Raw genomic sequence first — 16,505 nt, 5'->3', positions numbered from 1 at the left:
TATAAATGAATGACAATCAGTCAGTTTAAAAAAGGAGGTGTAGAGATGGCGAAAACGTCAAATAAAAAAGAACGTATCTTGGAGAGTGCTTATCGGATTTTTAAGGAGAATGGCTTGGAGGATACACGCGTTTCCCAAATTGTAAAGGAAGCTGGGATTGCTCAAGGTACTTTTTATCTGTATTATCAGAGTAAATTGGATGTCTTGCCGGATCTGGCGCAGCAAATTATTTCGAATTATACAAAATACCTCACTGAATATGGAGATTTAGACGCTGGACTGGATTATAACTTACGATTGGCAATCAACCGTATTTTTAAAACAAATCAAGAGGATCAGACAATTCCTTCGATTGTGTATGCAGGTATTACCAGAAGTGGAGATATCGATAAATGGAAGGTGATTTATCGTCCTCTATATGACCTTGTGGCAAACTACCTGGTGGCAGCTAAAAAGAGGGGAGACATTGGTACAGGTATCGATGCCGATTACTATAGCGAGTTTATTATCTCATTAATTGAATCTACAGCACGAGGCATGATACTGTTTCAACATACTCCGGAAGAGATTAAGAAATATAAAGAAGAACTGGCATCCTTTATATTGAACGCCGTATCTTGGGACCCGGTAAAAGTATTGTGAAATAAAGAAAAAACGTCGATTCCAAATATAGAATCGGCGTTTTTAATTGAAATATTTAACTTAATAATACTTCTTTTCTTCCTTCCAGTTGCAGCTTTTTATTTATTTTTGCATTTAAATCTGCAAAAACGTCAGGGTTATCTGACAAAGAAATACCGTACGACGGAATCATTTCTTTGATTTTAGGTTCCCATTTTTTAAAATGATGCGGGAAGCAGCGTTGCAGAACATCAAGCATCACATCAACCGAAACGGAAGCACCTGGTGAAGCGCCAAGTAAAGCAGCGATCGAACCATCTTCTGCAGTAATGACTTCGGTACCGAATTGAAGGGTGCCTTTTCCGCCTGCATCCGTGTCTTTAATTACCTGTACGCGTTGTCCGGCGACAACAATATCCCATTCTCCGGCCTTGGCATCAGGGATGAATTCACGTAACTCTTCCATTCTTTTTTCATCTGAGAGAAGAACTTGCTGAATAAGGTATTTCGTCAGTCCCATTTCTTTCGCACCGGCTGCAAGCATCGTTGTTAAATTATTTGGCTTGATGGATCCAAACAAATCCAAGTTGGAACCAGTTTTTAAAAACTTCGGTGAAAACCCTGCAAAAGGGCCGAATAATAAGGAACGTTCTCCATTGATGAATCGGGTATCCAAATGTGGTACAGACATTGGCGGAGCTCCAACTTTTGCTTTTCCATACACTTTTGCATGGTGTTTTTCCGCAACTTCCGGGTTATTACAAACCATAAATAATCCGCTTACCGGGAAGCCGCCGATATGTTTTGATTCCGGAATATTCGTTTTCTGTAGTAGCGGAAGACTTCCGCCGCCAGCTCCAATAAACACAAATTTCGCTTTGTGGTAAGAAACTTTGCCATTGAATAAATTTTTCACTTTCACTTCCCAAAGGTTATCCTTAGTCCGGGCAATCGATTCTACCTCATGTTTAAAGTAAAGTCTTGTTCCCTGGTCTTCCAGTTGATTAAATAACTTCCGCGTTAAACTGCCAAAGTTAATATCTGTTCCTGAATCGATTTTTGAGGCAGCAATAGGTTCACGCTTATCGCGGCCATCCATCATGAGTGGAATCCAATCTTTCAATGTTTCTTCGTCATCTGTGATTTCCATACCTTCGAATAATGGATTGTTTCGCAGTGCTTCTACCCGTTTTTTTAGAAATTCCACATTTTTTTCACCTTCTACAAAGCTGATATGTGGTAACGTTTGAATAAATTCATCTGGATTATCCAGCACGCCTTGTTCAACAAGGTAAGACCAATATTGTTTTGATAATTGGAATTGTTCATTTATTTTTACAGCTTTTGTCGTATCAAGGGAGCCATCCGGCTGTTCCGGTGTATAATTCATTTCACAAAGCGCAGAGTGACCTGTCCCGGCATTATTCCATGCATCAGAACTCTCCTGTGCTGTTTGGCCAAGCTTTTCAAAAACATTAATCTGCCATTCAGGCTGCAGTGTTTTTAATAAGGAACCAATCGTGGCACTCATGATTCCACCGCCGATTAAAATGACATCTGTCTGATTCGTATCTTTCCTCATTATTGTCACAAACCTTCCTAATCTGAAATTCTTGCATGTATACTCTTACAAAATAGAATTCTCAAAAAATAGTAATTCAGTTATAAAAAATGTTCCCGTACTTATTCATTATACTCTTTTTTGATGAAAGAAAAAAGATGTTTGAAGGAATAGAGTAATTAAAAGTTTGAAAGAAGACAGAAAGGGAGCAGCATTTCCACTAAATAAGAAACTGCCGAAACAGCTGCAAAGTGCGGCAATTTCGGCAGTTTGAAGTGCGTGTTTAGCTGTGGTCTCGAAAAAGAGGAAGTGTACAACATCTGAATGAGCCGCCGGATTTAATAATTTCAGAAAATGGAACTTCTATAATATGGTATCCAAGTTTTGTTAATATATCATTCACCCGTTTATTTTCAGGAAGGCTGATTATTTTTTTATTTCCAATAGACAGGACATTTGGTGCCATATGAAACTGTTCTTCTCTGGTTACCTCGATGAAGGTATAGTGTTTCTTCAATAGGTGATAGGCGTCTTTGCTTATTCCATCCAGATAAATTAACGCATGTTTATCCTCCAGGATATTCAATGTGCAATCCAAATGCAGAATGTTCTCCTGTAATGGAATAGCTGTTACCTCCATATGTGGAAATTGCTCGCGAAGATAGTGAACAGCTGCCTGTTCTGTACGTTGACTTAGTCCAATCCAGATATGATTGTTATCAATGATCACATCTCCGCCCTCTATTGTGGTTCCGGGGAAAGTATGATAATTTAACTGGCCGGCATCCAGCCGGTTCTTTAAAATACTGCTTTCTGCTTTCCGAATATCCCGTTTCATCGTAGCAATAAAAAAATGATCGTGGAGGACGAAACCGATGTCCCGTGTGAAAACTTGCTCATTTAAGTCCGATTTCGGCGGGAGCACAATTACCTTTGATCCATGATCTTCTAATGTTTTTATAAATAAAGCATGCTGTTCCATCGCTTTGTTTATATTGATATTATCTTTGGCATAATAAGCTTGGGTTTCGTTGATAACGGTTGTAATTTTCATATAGTCCGGCGGAACAACAATGACTTGATGTAAAGGGTCATACTCATTTTGACAATGGATTGCAGTGATTTCTTTTTCCTTTTTTACCATGTTGACTTAGCCCCCAATTCTACTGTCAGAAGTACGCTTCTAATGTTCATTATAATGTGTGTTCAAAAAGTTGCCAATATTTTCGGTGGGGCGAGTAAGCGTAGCACCAATCATTTTTGCAGGCAGGTAACTGCCATGATCTTCATTTAGCTTTTCAAATGATAACCAGCCTGCAGTAACGTATAGGTGCTGCGGATGGCAGTTTTGGAGACAGGACTTCGTGTTATCAGTCTGGCGGATGCTTTCAGAGGCATTTTCATTGCATCTGAAAAGCGTTCATATATGAAAAACGGGGCAATGCATCATATAAAAAATCTCCTCGTCAGCGCAATGAAAAACGGGAGATTTTATACTTCCTTCTTTTTCTTTCGGGAGTTTTTTTCGTTTGGAATGTACTTCGAATAGTATACTGCAAAAATAAGACACACTAGAGCAAGCCCCCATGCAGCAACGCCGCTCCAATAAAGTTGCAGTTTGGAGCCAATGTAGATAATCAGAATGCTTAAAGCAAACAGGATTAGTGTTAAATACCGTTTCATCTTTCTTCCCCCTAAAAAATGGACACAATCATACATATGAAAATAAACAAGGATTATTCTATAGTTTTTCTCTGTGTATTTTAATTTATACAGTCATTATAAAGGATTTATGTAATATCGTCATGATAAAAGTACTTATCCATTCATGTTTTCGTCATTTTTTCAAAAGAAACTTTTAAATAGTAATAAATCTTTTTCACAAAGTGTCTTTTTCGGATTACTTTTGATAAAATGATTCCGTAGCGATGAATATGAAGGAGAAAAAGAATACATGGAGTGGAGAAATTTATATCGTGGTTTAATAATGGGGTCAGTGGAAGTTGTCCCCGGTATAAGCGGGGGGACTATTGCTGTCCTGTTAGGTATTTATGAACGTTTGATTGAAGCTATCAGCGGTTTTTTCAGTAAGGATTGGCAGAAGCATCTGAGCTTTCTGGTACCTTTAGGGATTGGAATGGTCACGGCCATTTTCTTATTTGCCAGAGTGGTTGATTGGTTATTTAAGCACTTTCCAATGCAGACACAATTTTTCTTTTTGGGACTGGTCATTGGTGTGATTCCTTACTTATACCAAAAAGCAGAAGGAAAAACAAAATTTCAGGGAAAGCAGTATATACTGCTGATTATCGGGTTCGTTATAGTTGGTGGATTAGGAATTTTAAATCCGAATGAAGGACAGGTTATACAAGATATTAGTACAAATACCTATATCTTATTGTTTATAGCAGGATTTATCGGCAGCGGTGTCATGATTGTTCCGGGGATTAGTGGCTCGATGATCATGATGTTGCTCGGTGTATACCCGACAATAATGGCTGCAATCAGTAATTTTCAGTTTTCTGTTATCATTGTGGCAGGTGCTGGGATTGCACTTGGATTTATTACCATGAGTAAGATAATTGCTTACTTTTTAAGAAATTATTTCACAAGTACCTATGCCATTATTATCGGACTTGTTATCGGTGCCGTTACCATCGTATTTCCAGGTATTCCTGCAGGTATCGGCAGTATCATTGTATGTGTTCTTTTATTTATAGGCGGATTAATTGCAGCATTGGCATTAGGGAGATTAGAATATAAATAACATAAGGATTGGAGAGATAATCATGCAAGCAATTCAAACAGAAGCAGCATTTCAAGAAATCATTCAAAGTGAAAAACCTGTTATCATAAAATTCTTCGCGGACTGGTGTCCGGATTGTAAGCGGATGGATATGTTTATTGGTGAAGTTATGGAAGAATTTGAAAGCTATGACTGGTATGAAGTAAATAGTGATGAAGTATCCGGATTAGCTGAAAAATATGAAGTGATGGGTATACCAAGCATTCTTCTATTTCAAAATGGAGAAAAAATTGCACATCAGCATAGTGCCGATACGAAAACACCGGAATCTGTTACAGATTTCTTAAAACAGCATTTAGGCTAAGCAGTTGTGCATGTGATTTTTATCCATGCATGAGATAAACTGTCTCCAAAGCGATTGAACGAAAATCCGTTTTCTTTAGATAAGTTATCCGTAAAACTCCTATGAAAAGGTAGTTTTAATTTATGAAGTAGAACGGTTAACGAACGTTATTGTTCATGCAGCTATTTGGGGACAGTTTTTTTGTACCATCATTTTTAATGAAAGGAGTAGGCTAATGGGAGAACGGATATTAATTGTAGAGGATGAACAGAAAATCAGCCGTGTTTTGCAGTTGGAATTAGATTATGAAGGCTATGAAACAACGGTAGCAGCAGATGGCAAACAAGCGTTGGAATATATAGAAGCAGAAACATGGGCACTTATTTTATTAGATATTATGATACCTGAATTAAGCGGTTTAGAAGTGTTAAGAAGAATACGCAGGCAGGAAAATAATACTCCGGTAATTTTGTTGACTGCGCGTGATGAAGTATATGATAAAGTAAATGGTCTTGATCTTGGGGCAAATGATTATATTACAAAACCGTTTCAAATTGAAGAACTGCTGGCCCGGATTCGTGCAAATTTACGTAAAACCGTGCAGGTTACCTCCAATAAGGAGACATTGCAGGTGGGGGATTTACAAGTAGATACGGCGGCGTATGAAGTTACTCGTTCAGATGAACCAATTGAACTGACCCCGCGGGAATACGATTTATTAGTTTGTTTATTAGAAAATAAAAATAGGGTACTCACGCGCGAACAGTTAATTGAAAAAGTCTGGGGTTTTGACTATATTGGGGAAACAAATGTAGTGGATGTCTATATCCGCTACCTGCGCCAAAAGGTAGATAAAGGATATGATAAAGCATATATTCAAACGGTACGCGGAGTAGGCTACTCCATTAAGGAAGCAAGCCAATGACATTACGTAAAAAAATTATTTTATTTTCATCTGTCTTTATGTTTTTAGTGATTGCTATTTCACATACGGCGATTTACTTTTTGTTTTACCGGGCTGCTTCCAATGGGGAGATTGACCAGCTCCACGTACAGGCAGACGCATTAGTAGAAGCCGTTGCTGAAAATAACTCCTTATCGGAAGAGGAAATGGGTGATTTATTAAAAGCTTACCTACCAGCGAACGGAATCATACGAATGATAAATGAATCAGAAAATGATGTGATGCCTGTACAAACAAAATCACAACGTTATACGGATTTAAGAGTAAACTATACAACATCAGAGACAAGCGATATTGTTCAGGATAAAGCAGGGAATAATTTTGCTATGATTGAAAAGCCAATCATCTGGGAAAATGGCGATATTGTTACTGTTCAGATAGCGAATGAATTGGTTTATTTTGATGAAACAATAGGATCATTAACATACGTTCTTCTCTTCTCCAGTGCTGTGCTATTGATTCCAACGGTTATAGCAAGTATTGTCCTGAGTCGTTTCCTGTTAACCCCCATTCAAAAGTTAAAAGATACGATGCGGCGGAACATCCATAATAAAAATTGGCAGAAGATTGATATAGAAAGTCGTTTCAAAGATGAGAATTGGGAAAAAAGTGACGTAAAAAAACGTTCCAAAGACGAGATTTATGAAATGGAAACCACATTTAATGAAATGATTGATTCCTTAAAAGAAAACTTTGAGAAGCAGGAAGCCTTTGTGTCCAATGCATCCCATGAACTAAAAACGCCGATTCAAATTATAAAAAGTTACGCTCAGCTTATTGAGCGTCAAGGGAAGAAGCGTCCGGAATTATTAGATGAATCAGTAAGCGCAATCGATTCAGAGGCTGATCGTATGCAAAAGCTTGTAGGACAGATGCTATTATTAGCAAAGCATAAAAATGAGAGCCAGCAACAAGAAGTAAATATACGGGAGATCATAGAACAGGTTATCCAGACATTCCAAAAAGCATATCCCGATCGGAAAATCCATTTTGATGCAGAAGCAGGCAACTATACAACCTTTGGAAATATCGATCAAATCAAACAAATTCCCTATATATTAATTGAAAATGCATTGAAATATAGTGAAGAAGCTATTTTGATAAAGATGCGTATAGATACAGAGAAAATCCAAATTCAATTTAAAGATGATGGGGAAGGGATTGCTCCGGAAGAACAGGAAAAGATATTTGACCGTTTCTACCGTGTTGACCGGGCGAGAAATCGTGAAACTGGAGGAACCGGACTAGGTTTAGCGATTGCCAAAGAAATTATTGAGATACACGGCGGGGAAATCACTGTGGAAAGTGAAGTTGGGCAAGGTTCTACATTTATATGGACACTTGTAAAATAAACTTTTTCATTCTCATCAATTTCTAATTGAATTATCATGGATTCATAAAAAGTACCGTTTATACTATAGGGGAAGGAGGGATAAGACGTGCGGAAGAAAATAATCTGGGCAATTAGTGGCCTGGTTGTGTTTGGTATCGTTGGTTTAACCGTATATCAGACAAACGCGACATCTTCTAATCCGGATCTTAGCTCGGAGGAAATCAGTGAATTTGTCAGCGCTCAATATCCTGGTCAACATACGGAACCTGCGTTGAATGTTGAGAACGGTGAGCCGGTTTATCAGATGGAAGTTACGCAAGACCAAGGCGTCTATTCCTTAAAATTAAATGGAGATACAGGGCAGATTATTGATCTGACAACCGTGGAAAGAACGGCGAAAAATGAAGAGGAAGCGACTGGAAAAGACAAGGAGCATCAAGAGGAAGACGTTAAGGAGAATCCGGAATCAAAGAATAACTCGGAAACAGATGAAGAAAAACAAGCGGATTCTTCTAATAATCAATCGACAGAAAATAATGCTGTGATATCCCATGAAGAAGCAATGGAAATTGCCAAAAAAGAATTTTCCGGGGAAGTCATTGATCTGGAAATGGATTCGGATGACGACATTTTAGTTTATGAGATTGAAATGGTTGATGGAGAAGACGAAGCAACGATTGAAATTAATGCCTATACGGGTAATATTATTTCGTTGGAAATTGATATAGATGATTAAAAATATCATAAAAAAATCCAAACGGATTTTCACTGAATGTGATGTGATAAATCGACGTTTGGATTTTTTATGGATGAAGCATTAATAAGCTGTTTTAAAATTTTGTTCTTATGATTTTAGTTCCAGTCATAATTAATAAACGGATTCCGCTTCATTCCGGAATAATTCTTTTGGAACATAAGCATATCCCTCCATTAGACGGCGGGAAGTCCTTGCCACAGCTGTTTTGTCAAATTCCACCTGTTGCCCCTTATCCTTACATCTAATCGAAAATTCCATCGAACCAGATGGGTGACCGATCATAATCTCGTCATGATGAGGATTGTTGCAGCATTCATAAACAATGGTACCTTTTAATTTTGCAGCTGTTGCTGTACAAATCCCGCCAGTAACTGGGAATGTTTTATGCATTTTCTGCATTGACATCGCGCGAGCTGTTAAATGAATTGTTTGATGCTCTATGGTCTCTCCAGCTATAGTGGTATATGTCTGGGCCGGGGAAACAATAACAATTTTAGGGCTGGAAGGAGTTACTTTTGTCGCTTCCTCCGCTCTTGTAACAAATCCAATTTCTCTAGCCGCAGATGAACGGATTGTTTCCAAAGTATGCAGCTGATCCGCTGTTAAGTCAGGATGCAGCTCAGTTCCACGAAGTCCCATTTGTTCCGCTTGAACAAATACTACTGGTGCAGCTACATCAACGATACTGACATCAAAATTTCCAGCTTTCGTATGGAGGACCTCTTTTCGGTTACCTGTAGGAAAGAGCTTCCCAGTTTTCGAGCCATCGGCATGGAGGAAATTTAAAACTATTTTCGCTCCTTTTCCAGGTACACCGTCGATAGTATAATTTCCTTTAGATATAGATTTTCCAGAGTCGACGGGTACATTAGCCTCAATAATCGTGTTTGTATTTGTATTAAAAATACGTACTTTTGTATATGGTTTTTGTACAGCAACCAGACCTTCATCGACAGCAAAGGGTCCTACGCCACTTAGAATATTACCGCAATTGGAGTTATAATCAATTTTTCCTGTTCCAATACCAACCTGCCCGAATGTGAATTCGATATCAGCATCTGGACGAGGAGAAACGCTTATAATTGCCAGTTTGCTTGTAAGTGAATCAGCTCCTCCTAGCCCATCAATTTGTCTTTCATCATACCCGCCATAGATGGAAAGAATTACTTTGTCTCTCCATTCTGGATCGGCAGGCAAATCATTCTTTAAAATGAAAACACCTTTGCTTGTTCCGCCGCGAATGATTGCTGAACGTATTTTTTCATAGTCTCTCACAAATAATCCTCCCTATATAATTAAAATCCTAATAAATTTGTCGGCCAATAGATATCAAGAGCTGAACTCAGCAAGGAGATACCGATAAGTACACAAGCTACAGAAATCCCTGCCGAAATCAGTTTCATTTTTGATTCAAAAATCAAGAATATAAATAAGAATATAGTAGTTGCCAGTAATAATCCTGTTAGAAAAACAAGTAGTAAGTAACCAACTATCCATCCAATATATTTAAGCGGTTGCAACAAAGGGATGATTGTTACATTTCCTTCTTCTTTCTTTTGCTTATAAATTGTCAGCACTTGTGTGATGAAGTAAATAAACGTTAATATTGCTCCGGCAATAGAGATATAAAGTGGAAAAAACTGTGCCAGTTGACTGAATGTTAATGCTTCAATCAAAGTAAGTGTAAATAAGAGAAAAAGAAATCCGCTGAAAATAAGATTGAGATAATCTCTGTTCATTTTACATTCCTCCCTTACTTTCGTATTTGTTGCTTACACGTTTCATGATTGTCCCGCCTGCAAGAAGAATCATAATAACAACAGCAATGATGATGACTAATGGATTCATAAGCCATTCCCATCCATATCTTTCAATAGATATCCAATAGTATCTTTCAGCAGGCAGAGCAAGTACAAAACCAATAAGCAGCGGAGGACGCGGCCAATCTAAGATAGTCATAACATATCCAAGCAAGCCGATAATAACAAATACAATCAGGTCTCCCCATGACATTGTACTTTGGTAGGCGCCAACGACTAGTAAAACTAAAAGAAAGGGGACAATTTTTTCACCCGGAACTAAACTAATTTTGGAAATAGGGCGAACTAACAACATACATAATAATGCGCCAAAAATATTTGCAAATACGAGCGTCCAAACAATAGATAAGGTTACTGGAAGATCATCCGACAGCATCTTAGGCCCTGCTTCCAGCCCCATGAGAGTCAGTCCGCCGAGCAGAATAGCTGTCGTTCCGCTTCCCGGGATACCAAAAAGCAATGTTGGAACTAAAGAACCGCCTTCTTTTGCGTTATTGGCACTTTCCGGCGCAATCACACCACGGATGTCACCACTCCCAAAGTGATTATCTTTAACTGTTTTTTGTCCTGCGCCATATGCAATCCAATCAACAACACTTCCGCCAAGTCCAGGAATAAAACCTATTAAAGCACCAATCACAGCACTTCGAAATACCAAAAATTTATTTCTCAATGTGTCTATAACGCCTTTTAAAATACCGCTTTGCAGTTTCGCATGATTGGATACACTTCCTTTGTCTGTCAGCATTGTAATAAGAATTGGGAATGCAAAAATAGCCATTGCTACAATAGGTAAAGATATCCCTTGTGTTAAATAAAGCGTATCAAATGTATATCTGTATTCAGGAACGGCCGGGGCGCTTCCTACTGCACCAATAAGTAAACCAAGAATCCCGGAGATAATTCCTTTTATCGGTGATTTTCCCGCTAATAATCCCGCCATGCTGAGACCTAACATCGTCAACATGAATAACTCTGGTGAGCTGAAGGAGGTAATTAATGGCCTGGCAAAGGGAATCGTTAAATAAAGCGCAATGCCGCCAATAACACCGCCAATCATGGAAGAGAAAAATGATGCACCCATTGCCCGGGAGGCTTCTCCTTTTTTGGTTAACGGATATCCATCCATAATGGTCGCTTGAGAACCTGAAGTTCCTGGTATTCCAAATAATATAGAAGGGAAGGTATCTCCTGTATGAATGACAGCAATCATTCCAATGAGAAGAGCCATTCCAACATATGGTTCAAGTCCGAAAACGAAAGGAAGCAGTAAAGACATGCCAACTGTCCCGCTTAGACCTGGTAATAATCCAACAATAACGCCAATGCCAATACCTAAAAACATATAGATTAGCCTTGAAGGATCTAATACAATTAATAAGGCTTCCATTGCACTTTCAATCATGAAATTTCTCCTCTCTATAGCTTGTTAATGTCAATATCAAAATGGACTTGCAGATATTCGATAATCCATTTTTTTGTATCTGGTGAGATGGAGAAAGATTGTTCAATTTGGTTATTTAATTCCTCTCCCACAAAAGCATCATATCCTTCAAGAATATCTTCCGATTCATCTTTAAAACCAGTATCCTCAACGAGGTTCTCCATCCCTTGCTGCAGTGTTTGTACGGAACTTTCTGGGGCATCTTTGTGCACCCAAATGACTTTATTTAAACTATAGGAGACAGCCACAGTTTGTTTATAAGCTTCCCATGCTTCCCCGCTTGGTTCTTCTCCATAGATATCAATATAAATTTCTTCGATGGTAGGAAGCTCCGGAAATTGTGGATCACGGATAAGATTACCGTCCTGATCGACATGCCCTAAACTATATAAAGGAACCGCATTCCCTTCTTCTACTGTATTTTCCACATTGCTTTTGTAGGCGGAAGTGGTTTGATAATCAATATTGCTTTCCCCTTGTTCAAATGCAACTCGTGATGGCCCGCGTCCTTCATATCCTAATACAGCTTTAACATCCATTTCTAAAACCTCAAAAGAAAGCAGGGTTACCAAATCTAAACCAGTAGGTGAAATCCCTGCGTAATATAGCTCATTTTCTAAAGCAGTCAGGTTTTCCATTCCGCCTTCTGCAAGTTCAGGTTTTGTATAGACAATCCCTCCTGATGGAGCACCAATTAACGGTGTGAAATCTTCTAAATCATAATCTACGGAAGATTGCTCCAATATAAACGGAACATGGGATGATGCACTGGAGGTAAGAATATTAAACCCATTCGGTGACCGGGAATTAGCATATTCATTTGTTCCGGTAATACTAGCACCACCAGGAATATTTTCTACTTGAACTCTAGGGTCTCCTTCTATATGTTTGGCGAAGTAAGGGGTCATAAATCTAGCAAAAACGTCTGTCCCTCCCCCTGCTTGAAAAGGAACAACAAATGAAATTGTTTCTCCATCATAAGAAGTGCTTCCATCTTCATTTTGCTGCGTTCCTGATACTTCCATGGTGTTACAGCCTAAGAGTGTAACACTCAACAAGAGTAATAAAATATAAATAAGTTTTATTTTCAAAAGATTCATCCCTTTCCAATAATGATTGTTTTTATAGTAAACGCTTTCAGAGAATAAGTAAAATAATGATATTTTATTTAACTTCATAAAAAAACTTGATAACCTATAATCTTTTCTACATAATAAGATTTAAATAAATCCAGAGGAGGAACAAGATGGAACAAAAAGATTGGATTTTATTGAAAACGCTTTACGAAGAAAGAAATATGACTCGAACGGCAGAAAAATTATATGTATCTCAACCCTCTTTAAGTTATCGGTTGAGGAATCTGGAAGAGAATTTGGGAGTAAGAATATTTTTTAAAACAAAAAAAGGGGTAGAGTTTACATCGGAAGGAGAATACTTAGTCAATTATTCTCGAGAAATGCTTAAGCAGTTTCAATTTATGAAAGATACAATGAGCAATATGAAAGATAAGGTATCCGGAACATTGAGAATCGGTGTATCCAGCAATTTTGCCCAATATTTGTTGCCAAGAGTATTAAAGGAGTTTTCGGATAATTATCCGAATGTTCGGTTTAATGTTAAAACGGGTTGGAGTACACAAGTTATTGAATTCCTTAATAACTCCAGTGTACATGTAGGGATTTTAAGAAACATTCGAGGATGGCACGGAGAAAAAATACTTTTAAAGAACGAGGCATTGTATCTTATTTCTAAAGAAAAAATAAATATGGATTCTTTACCAGAATATCGCTTGATTCATTATAATACAGACAGTTCATTAAAAGAGAGTATCACAACCTGGTGGGCAGATCAGTTTTCTGAACCTGCGAATATCGAAATGGAAGTAGATCGGCTGGAGACCTGTAAAGAAATGGTGAAAAACAATTTGGGTTTTGCTATTGTTCCCGGGATATGTTTGAAACAAGATGATGATTTATATCAGCAGGCAATTTATTTTAAAGACGGAACACTGGTTACAAGGGAAACTTGGCTTGTGTATAACCAGTTATTTGAAAATTTAACCGTCGTGAAGCATTTTGTAAATTACTTAAAACAATGGAATGAAGAAGATTAAATTTTTTTATCATCTTTCTAAAGAAAATAGTATTAGACGCTTACCAAAAGATAAAGTATGTTAAAAGCCAAAGCGGGAAAAGGAGGAAAAGTATGACATTATATAAACTTGGTTTATTGGAAGGGGACGGGATTGGTCCAGAAATCATACAGGCAACTGCTCGTTTAGTAAATGCCGCTCTTGAAAAGCAAAACGTAAAAATCAAATGGGTCGAACTTTTGGTTGGCTGGAAAGGGATTCGCGAAGCAGGACATCCGCTTCCTGATGAGACAATTGCTGCTTTAAAGCAATGTCATGGCTGGGTTTTAGGCCCGCATGATTCTGCGTCTTATCCGGAAAAGTTTAAAGCAATACGTAACCCAAGCGGGGAATTACGACGTCAATTTGATTTATTTGCGAATATTCGCCCGGCAAAAACGTTACCTGGTATCCATGGAGTAGTGAAAGAAGCGGATCTGATTATTTACAGGGAAAATACAGAAGGTTTTTACGTCGATCGGAATATGTTTCAAGGAGTCGGAGAATTTCAGGTTACCAAGGATGTTGTACTTACTACTGGCGTTTTTACCCGGCAAGCTATTGAAAGAATTGCTCATGCTGCTTTTCAAAAAGCCATGCAGCGTAAAAAGAAAGTCACCATCGTTCATAAGGCAAATGTAATTCGCATGGGGTCAGGCATGTTTCTGGAAGTATGCAAAGAGATTGCAAAAAGCTATCCGGAAGTAGAAGTAGATGATTATCATATGGATGCCATGTGTGCTCACGTTGTCCGGCGAATGCCAGACTTTGATATCATTGTAACGGAAAATATGTTTGGAGATATTCTATCTGATTTAACTGGTGAATTAATTGGAAGTTTAGGATTGGCGCCTTCTATCAATGCCAATAAAAACTTTGCGATGGCGCAAGCTGCTCATGGATCCGCACCAGATATAGCAGGAAAGGACCTTGCGAATCCAATCGGCATGATGCTTTCCACTGCTCTATTATTGGAATGGATGAGCAAACGATACGCTGATTCCAAGTTAAAAACAGCAGGAAAAATCATTGAGAAAAGCCTGTATCAAACGTTAGCAGAAGGCATAACTACAACGGATTTAGGAGGAGATAAAGGAACCGAAGCTTTCACAAATGAAGTCCTGAACAGACTCCTGTCATAAAAATAATTTATCATATGTGCTAAAAAAACAGTATTTAATTTATGTGTAAAAAAGCATTATACTCAGTGTAGATTATAAATGATTTAAGGGAGGACAATATGAATAAAAACGAAAACCAAAAATGTGATGTCGTTGTTGTAGGTACTGGGAATGCAGCACTTTGTTCAGCAGTTGCTGCAAAAGAAAATGGAATGGATGTCCTTATTTTGGAACGTGGTCCCAAGGAAAAACGTGGTGGAAATTCTTTCTTTACAGATGGAGCAATTCGCTTTGCTTATCAAGATAAACATGCATTAAAGCCCATTTTATCACATTTAACTTCAGAGGATTTTGAAAAAATAAGCATGCCGGAATATCAAGAAGCTGACTTTCATCAAGATATTATTTCCGTAACAGAAGGGAAAAGCGATCCGGAGCTTTCCAAACAATTAGTTGAAAAATCTTATGAGACCATTCAATGGATGAAGCAGCAAGGAGTAGGTTTTGAATTAAATGAAAACCAGTCATTTGATAATAATGGCGTCCAGCAGTTTTGGGGCGGATTACCTGTGAAAACATATCGCAAAGGTATCGGATTAGTCGAGGCATTATTTCAAAAATTAGAATCACTTGGGGTAGAAATTCGTTATGACACGAGAGCAGTTCAACTAGAAACTGCAAATAATAAAGTAAGCGGTCTCATTGTTGAGGAAAACGGAGTGAGAAAGGAAATTCAGGCGAAGTCAGTGGTTTTGGCATGCGGCGGCTTTGAAGCAAACAAGGAAAAAAGGATGAAATACCTTGGAGAAGAATGGGGAGAAGCGATCGTCCGTGGAAGTGAATTCAATACAGGGGACGGTCTTGATATGGCAATGAAAGCAGGGGCACAACCTTATGGTGATTGGTCAAGCTGCCATGCACATACGACAGATTTTCAAGCTCCTAAAGTTGGAGATTATAAAAAACCAGGTGATATTTACAAAAAATCTTCCTATCCTCTCGGTTTAATTGTAAATGCAAATGGAGAACGTTTTGTTGACGAGGGGGCTGATTTTAGAAATTATACTTATGCGAAATATGGAAAAGAAACACTGCGTCAGCCAAAACAGAAAGCATTTCAATTATTTGATGAGCAGGTTCGTCCATTGTTGAGAGCGGAGTATGATTTAGAAGAAGCTACATGTATAAAAGCTGATTCAATCGAAGAACTGGCTGAAAAAATGGATGTGGATAAAGATACATTTTTAGAAACGATACAAAGCTATAACCAAGCTGTACAGGACGGGGAATATAACCCGGCAACGAAAGATGGTAAAGGGACGGAAGGAATAACGCCCCCGAAAAGCAATTGGGCTTTGTCTTTTCAACAAGCACCATTCTATGCTTATCCGGTTACTTGTGGAATTACTTTTACGTTTGGAGGAATTCAAGCGAATAAGCATAGTGAAGTGTTAGATGAGGAAGAGACTCCAATACCAGGTCTTTTTGCTGCAGGAGAAATGATAGGAGGGCTTTTTTATGGGAACTATCCTGGCGGGTCCGGATTAATGTCAGGGGCTGTGTTTGGAAAGCTGGCAGGAGAGTCAGCAGCAAATTATGTGCAGCAATATGTTGAAGTAATTAATAAATAAAAAAGTTCCATTAAAAATAACAACGGTAAAATC

16 protein-coding genes are annotated in these 16,505 nt (G+C 38.2%); 9 read left to right on the top strand and 7 right to left on the bottom strand.

From position 1 onward, the window contains the following. Positions 1-45 precede the first annotated feature (45 nt). Positions 46-642 carry a TetR/AcrR family transcriptional regulator gene (locus B7E05_RS17320; RefSeq protein WP_179134570.1) on the top strand — a complete coding sequence of 199 codons (597 nt, stop codon included), beginning with the start codon at positions 46-48 and terminating at the stop codon, positions 640-642. 55 nt (positions 643-697) lie between these two features. Here B7E05_RS17320 and mqo read toward each other — a convergent pair whose 3' ends face one another. The 3 genes from mqo to B7E05_RS17305 form a co-directional block, all read right to left on the bottom strand. Then, the gene (mqo, locus tag B7E05_RS17315; RefSeq protein ID WP_080875374.1) at positions 698-2,203 is read right to left on the bottom strand and encodes a malate dehydrogenase (quinone); all 1,506 of its coding nucleotides are present in this window, start codon (positions 2,201-2,203) and stop codon (positions 698-700) included. A 262-nt stretch (positions 2,204-2,465) separates the two neighbouring features. Further along, positions 2,466-3,326, bottom strand: coding sequence for a dimethylarginine dimethylaminohydrolase family protein (locus B7E05_RS17310; RefSeq protein ID WP_080875373.1), 861 nt, complete (start codon positions 3,324-3,326; stop codon positions 2,466-2,468). A 347-nt stretch (positions 3,327-3,673) separates the two neighbouring features. After that, positions 3,674-3,865 carry a hypothetical protein gene (locus tag B7E05_RS17305; protein WP_080875372.1) on the bottom strand — a complete coding sequence of 64 codons (192 nt, stop codon included), beginning with the start codon at positions 3,863-3,865 and terminating at the stop codon, positions 3,674-3,676. A 271-nt stretch (positions 3,866-4,136) separates the two neighbouring features. Here B7E05_RS17305 and B7E05_RS17300 point away from each other — a divergent pair, with 271 nt between their 5' ends. From B7E05_RS17300 to B7E05_RS17280, 5 genes are all read left to right on the top strand, one after another. Continuing rightward, positions 4,137-4,949: a DUF368 domain-containing protein gene (locus tag B7E05_RS17300; protein WP_080875371.1), complete on the top strand. Its 813-nt coding sequence runs from the start codon at positions 4,137-4,139 to the stop codon at positions 4,947-4,949. Positions 4,950-4,971: 22 nt separating this feature from the next. Next, positions 4,972-5,292, top strand: coding sequence for a thioredoxin family protein (locus B7E05_RS17295; RefSeq protein ID WP_080875370.1), 321 nt, complete (start codon positions 4,972-4,974; stop codon positions 5,290-5,292). 214 nt (positions 5,293-5,506) lie between these two features. Further along, on the top strand, positions 5,507-6,196 hold the full coding sequence (locus B7E05_RS17290; protein WP_080875369.1) for a response regulator transcription factor: 690 nt from the start codon (positions 5,507-5,509) through the stop codon (positions 6,194-6,196). Next, on the top strand, positions 6,193-7,587 hold the full coding sequence (locus B7E05_RS17285; protein WP_080875368.1) for a sensor histidine kinase: 1,395 nt from the start codon (positions 6,193-6,195) through the stop codon (positions 7,585-7,587). The genes B7E05_RS17290 and B7E05_RS17285 overlap by 4 nt, the downstream gene beginning before the upstream one ends. Positions 7,588-7,674: 87 nt before the next feature. Beyond that, positions 7,675-8,304, top strand: coding sequence for a PepSY domain-containing protein (locus B7E05_RS17280; RefSeq protein WP_080875367.1), 630 nt, complete (start codon positions 7,675-7,677; stop codon positions 8,302-8,304). 132 nt (positions 8,305-8,436) lie between these two features. Here B7E05_RS17280 and B7E05_RS17275 read toward each other — a convergent pair whose 3' ends face one another. From B7E05_RS17275 to B7E05_RS17260, 4 genes are read right to left on the bottom strand one after another with little or no spacing between them, the layout of a single operon-like run. Further along, positions 8,437-9,600 (bottom strand): 2-methylaconitate cis-trans isomerase PrpF family protein, encoded by a 1,164-nt coding sequence (locus B7E05_RS17275; RefSeq protein ID WP_080875366.1) that lies wholly within the window; start codon positions 9,598-9,600, stop codon positions 8,437-8,439. 20 nt (positions 9,601-9,620) lie between these two features. After that, positions 9,621-10,064: a hypothetical protein gene (locus B7E05_RS17270; protein WP_080875365.1), complete on the bottom strand. Its 444-nt coding sequence runs from the start codon at positions 10,062-10,064 to the stop codon at positions 9,621-9,623. Position 10,065: 1 nt separating this feature from the next. Continuing rightward, entirely contained in the window at positions 10,066-11,550 is a 1,485-nt protein-coding gene (locus B7E05_RS17265) for a tripartite tricarboxylate transporter permease (RefSeq protein ID WP_080875364.1), read from the bottom strand. A gap of 14 nt (positions 11,551-11,564) precedes the next feature. Beyond that, positions 11,565-12,680 (bottom strand): type 2 periplasmic-binding domain-containing protein, encoded by a 1,116-nt coding sequence (locus B7E05_RS17260; RefSeq protein ID WP_143833251.1) that lies wholly within the window; start codon positions 12,678-12,680, stop codon positions 11,565-11,567. 155 nt (positions 12,681-12,835) lie between these two features. Here B7E05_RS17260 and B7E05_RS17255 point away from each other — a divergent pair, with 155 nt between their 5' ends. The 3 genes from B7E05_RS17255 to tcuA all read left to right on the top strand — a co-directional run bounded on the left by B7E05_RS17255 (position 12,836) and on the right by tcuA (position 16,472). After that, positions 12,836-13,702, top strand: a complete 867-nt coding sequence (locus B7E05_RS17255; protein WP_080875363.1) for a LysR family transcriptional regulator — start codon at positions 12,836-12,838, stop codon at positions 13,700-13,702. Between the two features lie 92 nt (positions 13,703-13,794). Next, entirely contained in the window at positions 13,795-14,862 is a 1,068-nt protein-coding gene (locus B7E05_RS17250) for an isocitrate/isopropylmalate dehydrogenase family protein (RefSeq protein ID WP_080875362.1), read from the top strand. A 98-nt stretch (positions 14,863-14,960) separates the two neighbouring features. After that, positions 14,961-16,472: an FAD-dependent tricarballylate dehydrogenase TcuA gene (gene tcuA, locus B7E05_RS17245; RefSeq protein WP_080875361.1), complete on the top strand. Its 1,512-nt coding sequence runs from the start codon at positions 14,961-14,963 to the stop codon at positions 16,470-16,472. Positions 16,473-16,505: the final 33 nt, after the last annotated feature.

This window comes from Oceanobacillus timonensis (assembly GCF_900166635.1).
Classification (GTDB): Bacteria; Bacillota; Bacilli; order Bacillales; family Amphibacillaceae; genus Oceanobacillus; species Oceanobacillus timonensis.
This window is presented reverse-complemented; position numbering and strand designations above follow the sequence as displayed.

Bases quoted from the DNA above. Each gene is read 5' to 3' on its own strand.
- B7E05_RS17320 (WP_179134570.1), top strand. From the start codon at position 46: ATGGCGAAAACGTCAAATAAAAAAGAACGTATCTTGGAGAGTGCTTAT.
- mqo (WP_080875374.1), bottom strand. From the start codon at position 2,203: ATGAGGAAAGATACGAATCAGACAGATGTCATTTTAATCGGCGGTGGA.
- B7E05_RS17310 (WP_080875373.1), bottom strand. From the start codon at position 3,326: ATGGTAAAAAAGGAAAAAGAAATCACTGCAATCCATTGTCAAAATGAG.
- B7E05_RS17305 (WP_080875372.1), bottom strand. From the start codon at position 3,865: ATGAAACGGTATTTAACACTAATCCTGTTTGCTTTAAGCATTCTGATT.
- B7E05_RS17300 (WP_080875371.1), top strand. From the start codon at position 4,137: ATGGAGTGGAGAAATTTATATCGTGGTTTAATAATGGGGTCAGTGGAA.
- B7E05_RS17295 (WP_080875370.1), top strand. From the start codon at position 4,972: ATGCAAGCAATTCAAACAGAAGCAGCATTTCAAGAAATCATTCAAAGT.
- B7E05_RS17290 (WP_080875369.1), top strand. From the start codon at position 5,507: ATGGGAGAACGGATATTAATTGTAGAGGATGAACAGAAAATCAGCCGT.
- B7E05_RS17285 (WP_080875368.1), top strand. From the start codon at position 6,193: ATGACATTACGTAAAAAAATTATTTTATTTTCATCTGTCTTTATGTTT.
- B7E05_RS17270 (WP_080875365.1), bottom strand. From the start codon at position 10,064: ATGAACAGAGATTATCTCAATCTTATTTTCAGCGGATTTCTTTTTCTC.
- B7E05_RS17265 (WP_080875364.1), bottom strand. From the start codon at position 11,550: ATGATTGAAAGTGCAATGGAAGCCTTATTAATTGTATTAGATCCTTCA.
- B7E05_RS17255 (WP_080875363.1), top strand. From the start codon at position 12,836: ATGGAACAAAAAGATTGGATTTTATTGAAAACGCTTTACGAAGAAAGA.
- B7E05_RS17250 (WP_080875362.1), top strand. From the start codon at position 13,795: ATGACATTATATAAACTTGGTTTATTGGAAGGGGACGGGATTGGTCCA.
- tcuA (WP_080875361.1), top strand. From the start codon at position 14,961: ATGAATAAAAACGAAAACCAAAAATGTGATGTCGTTGTTGTAGGTACT.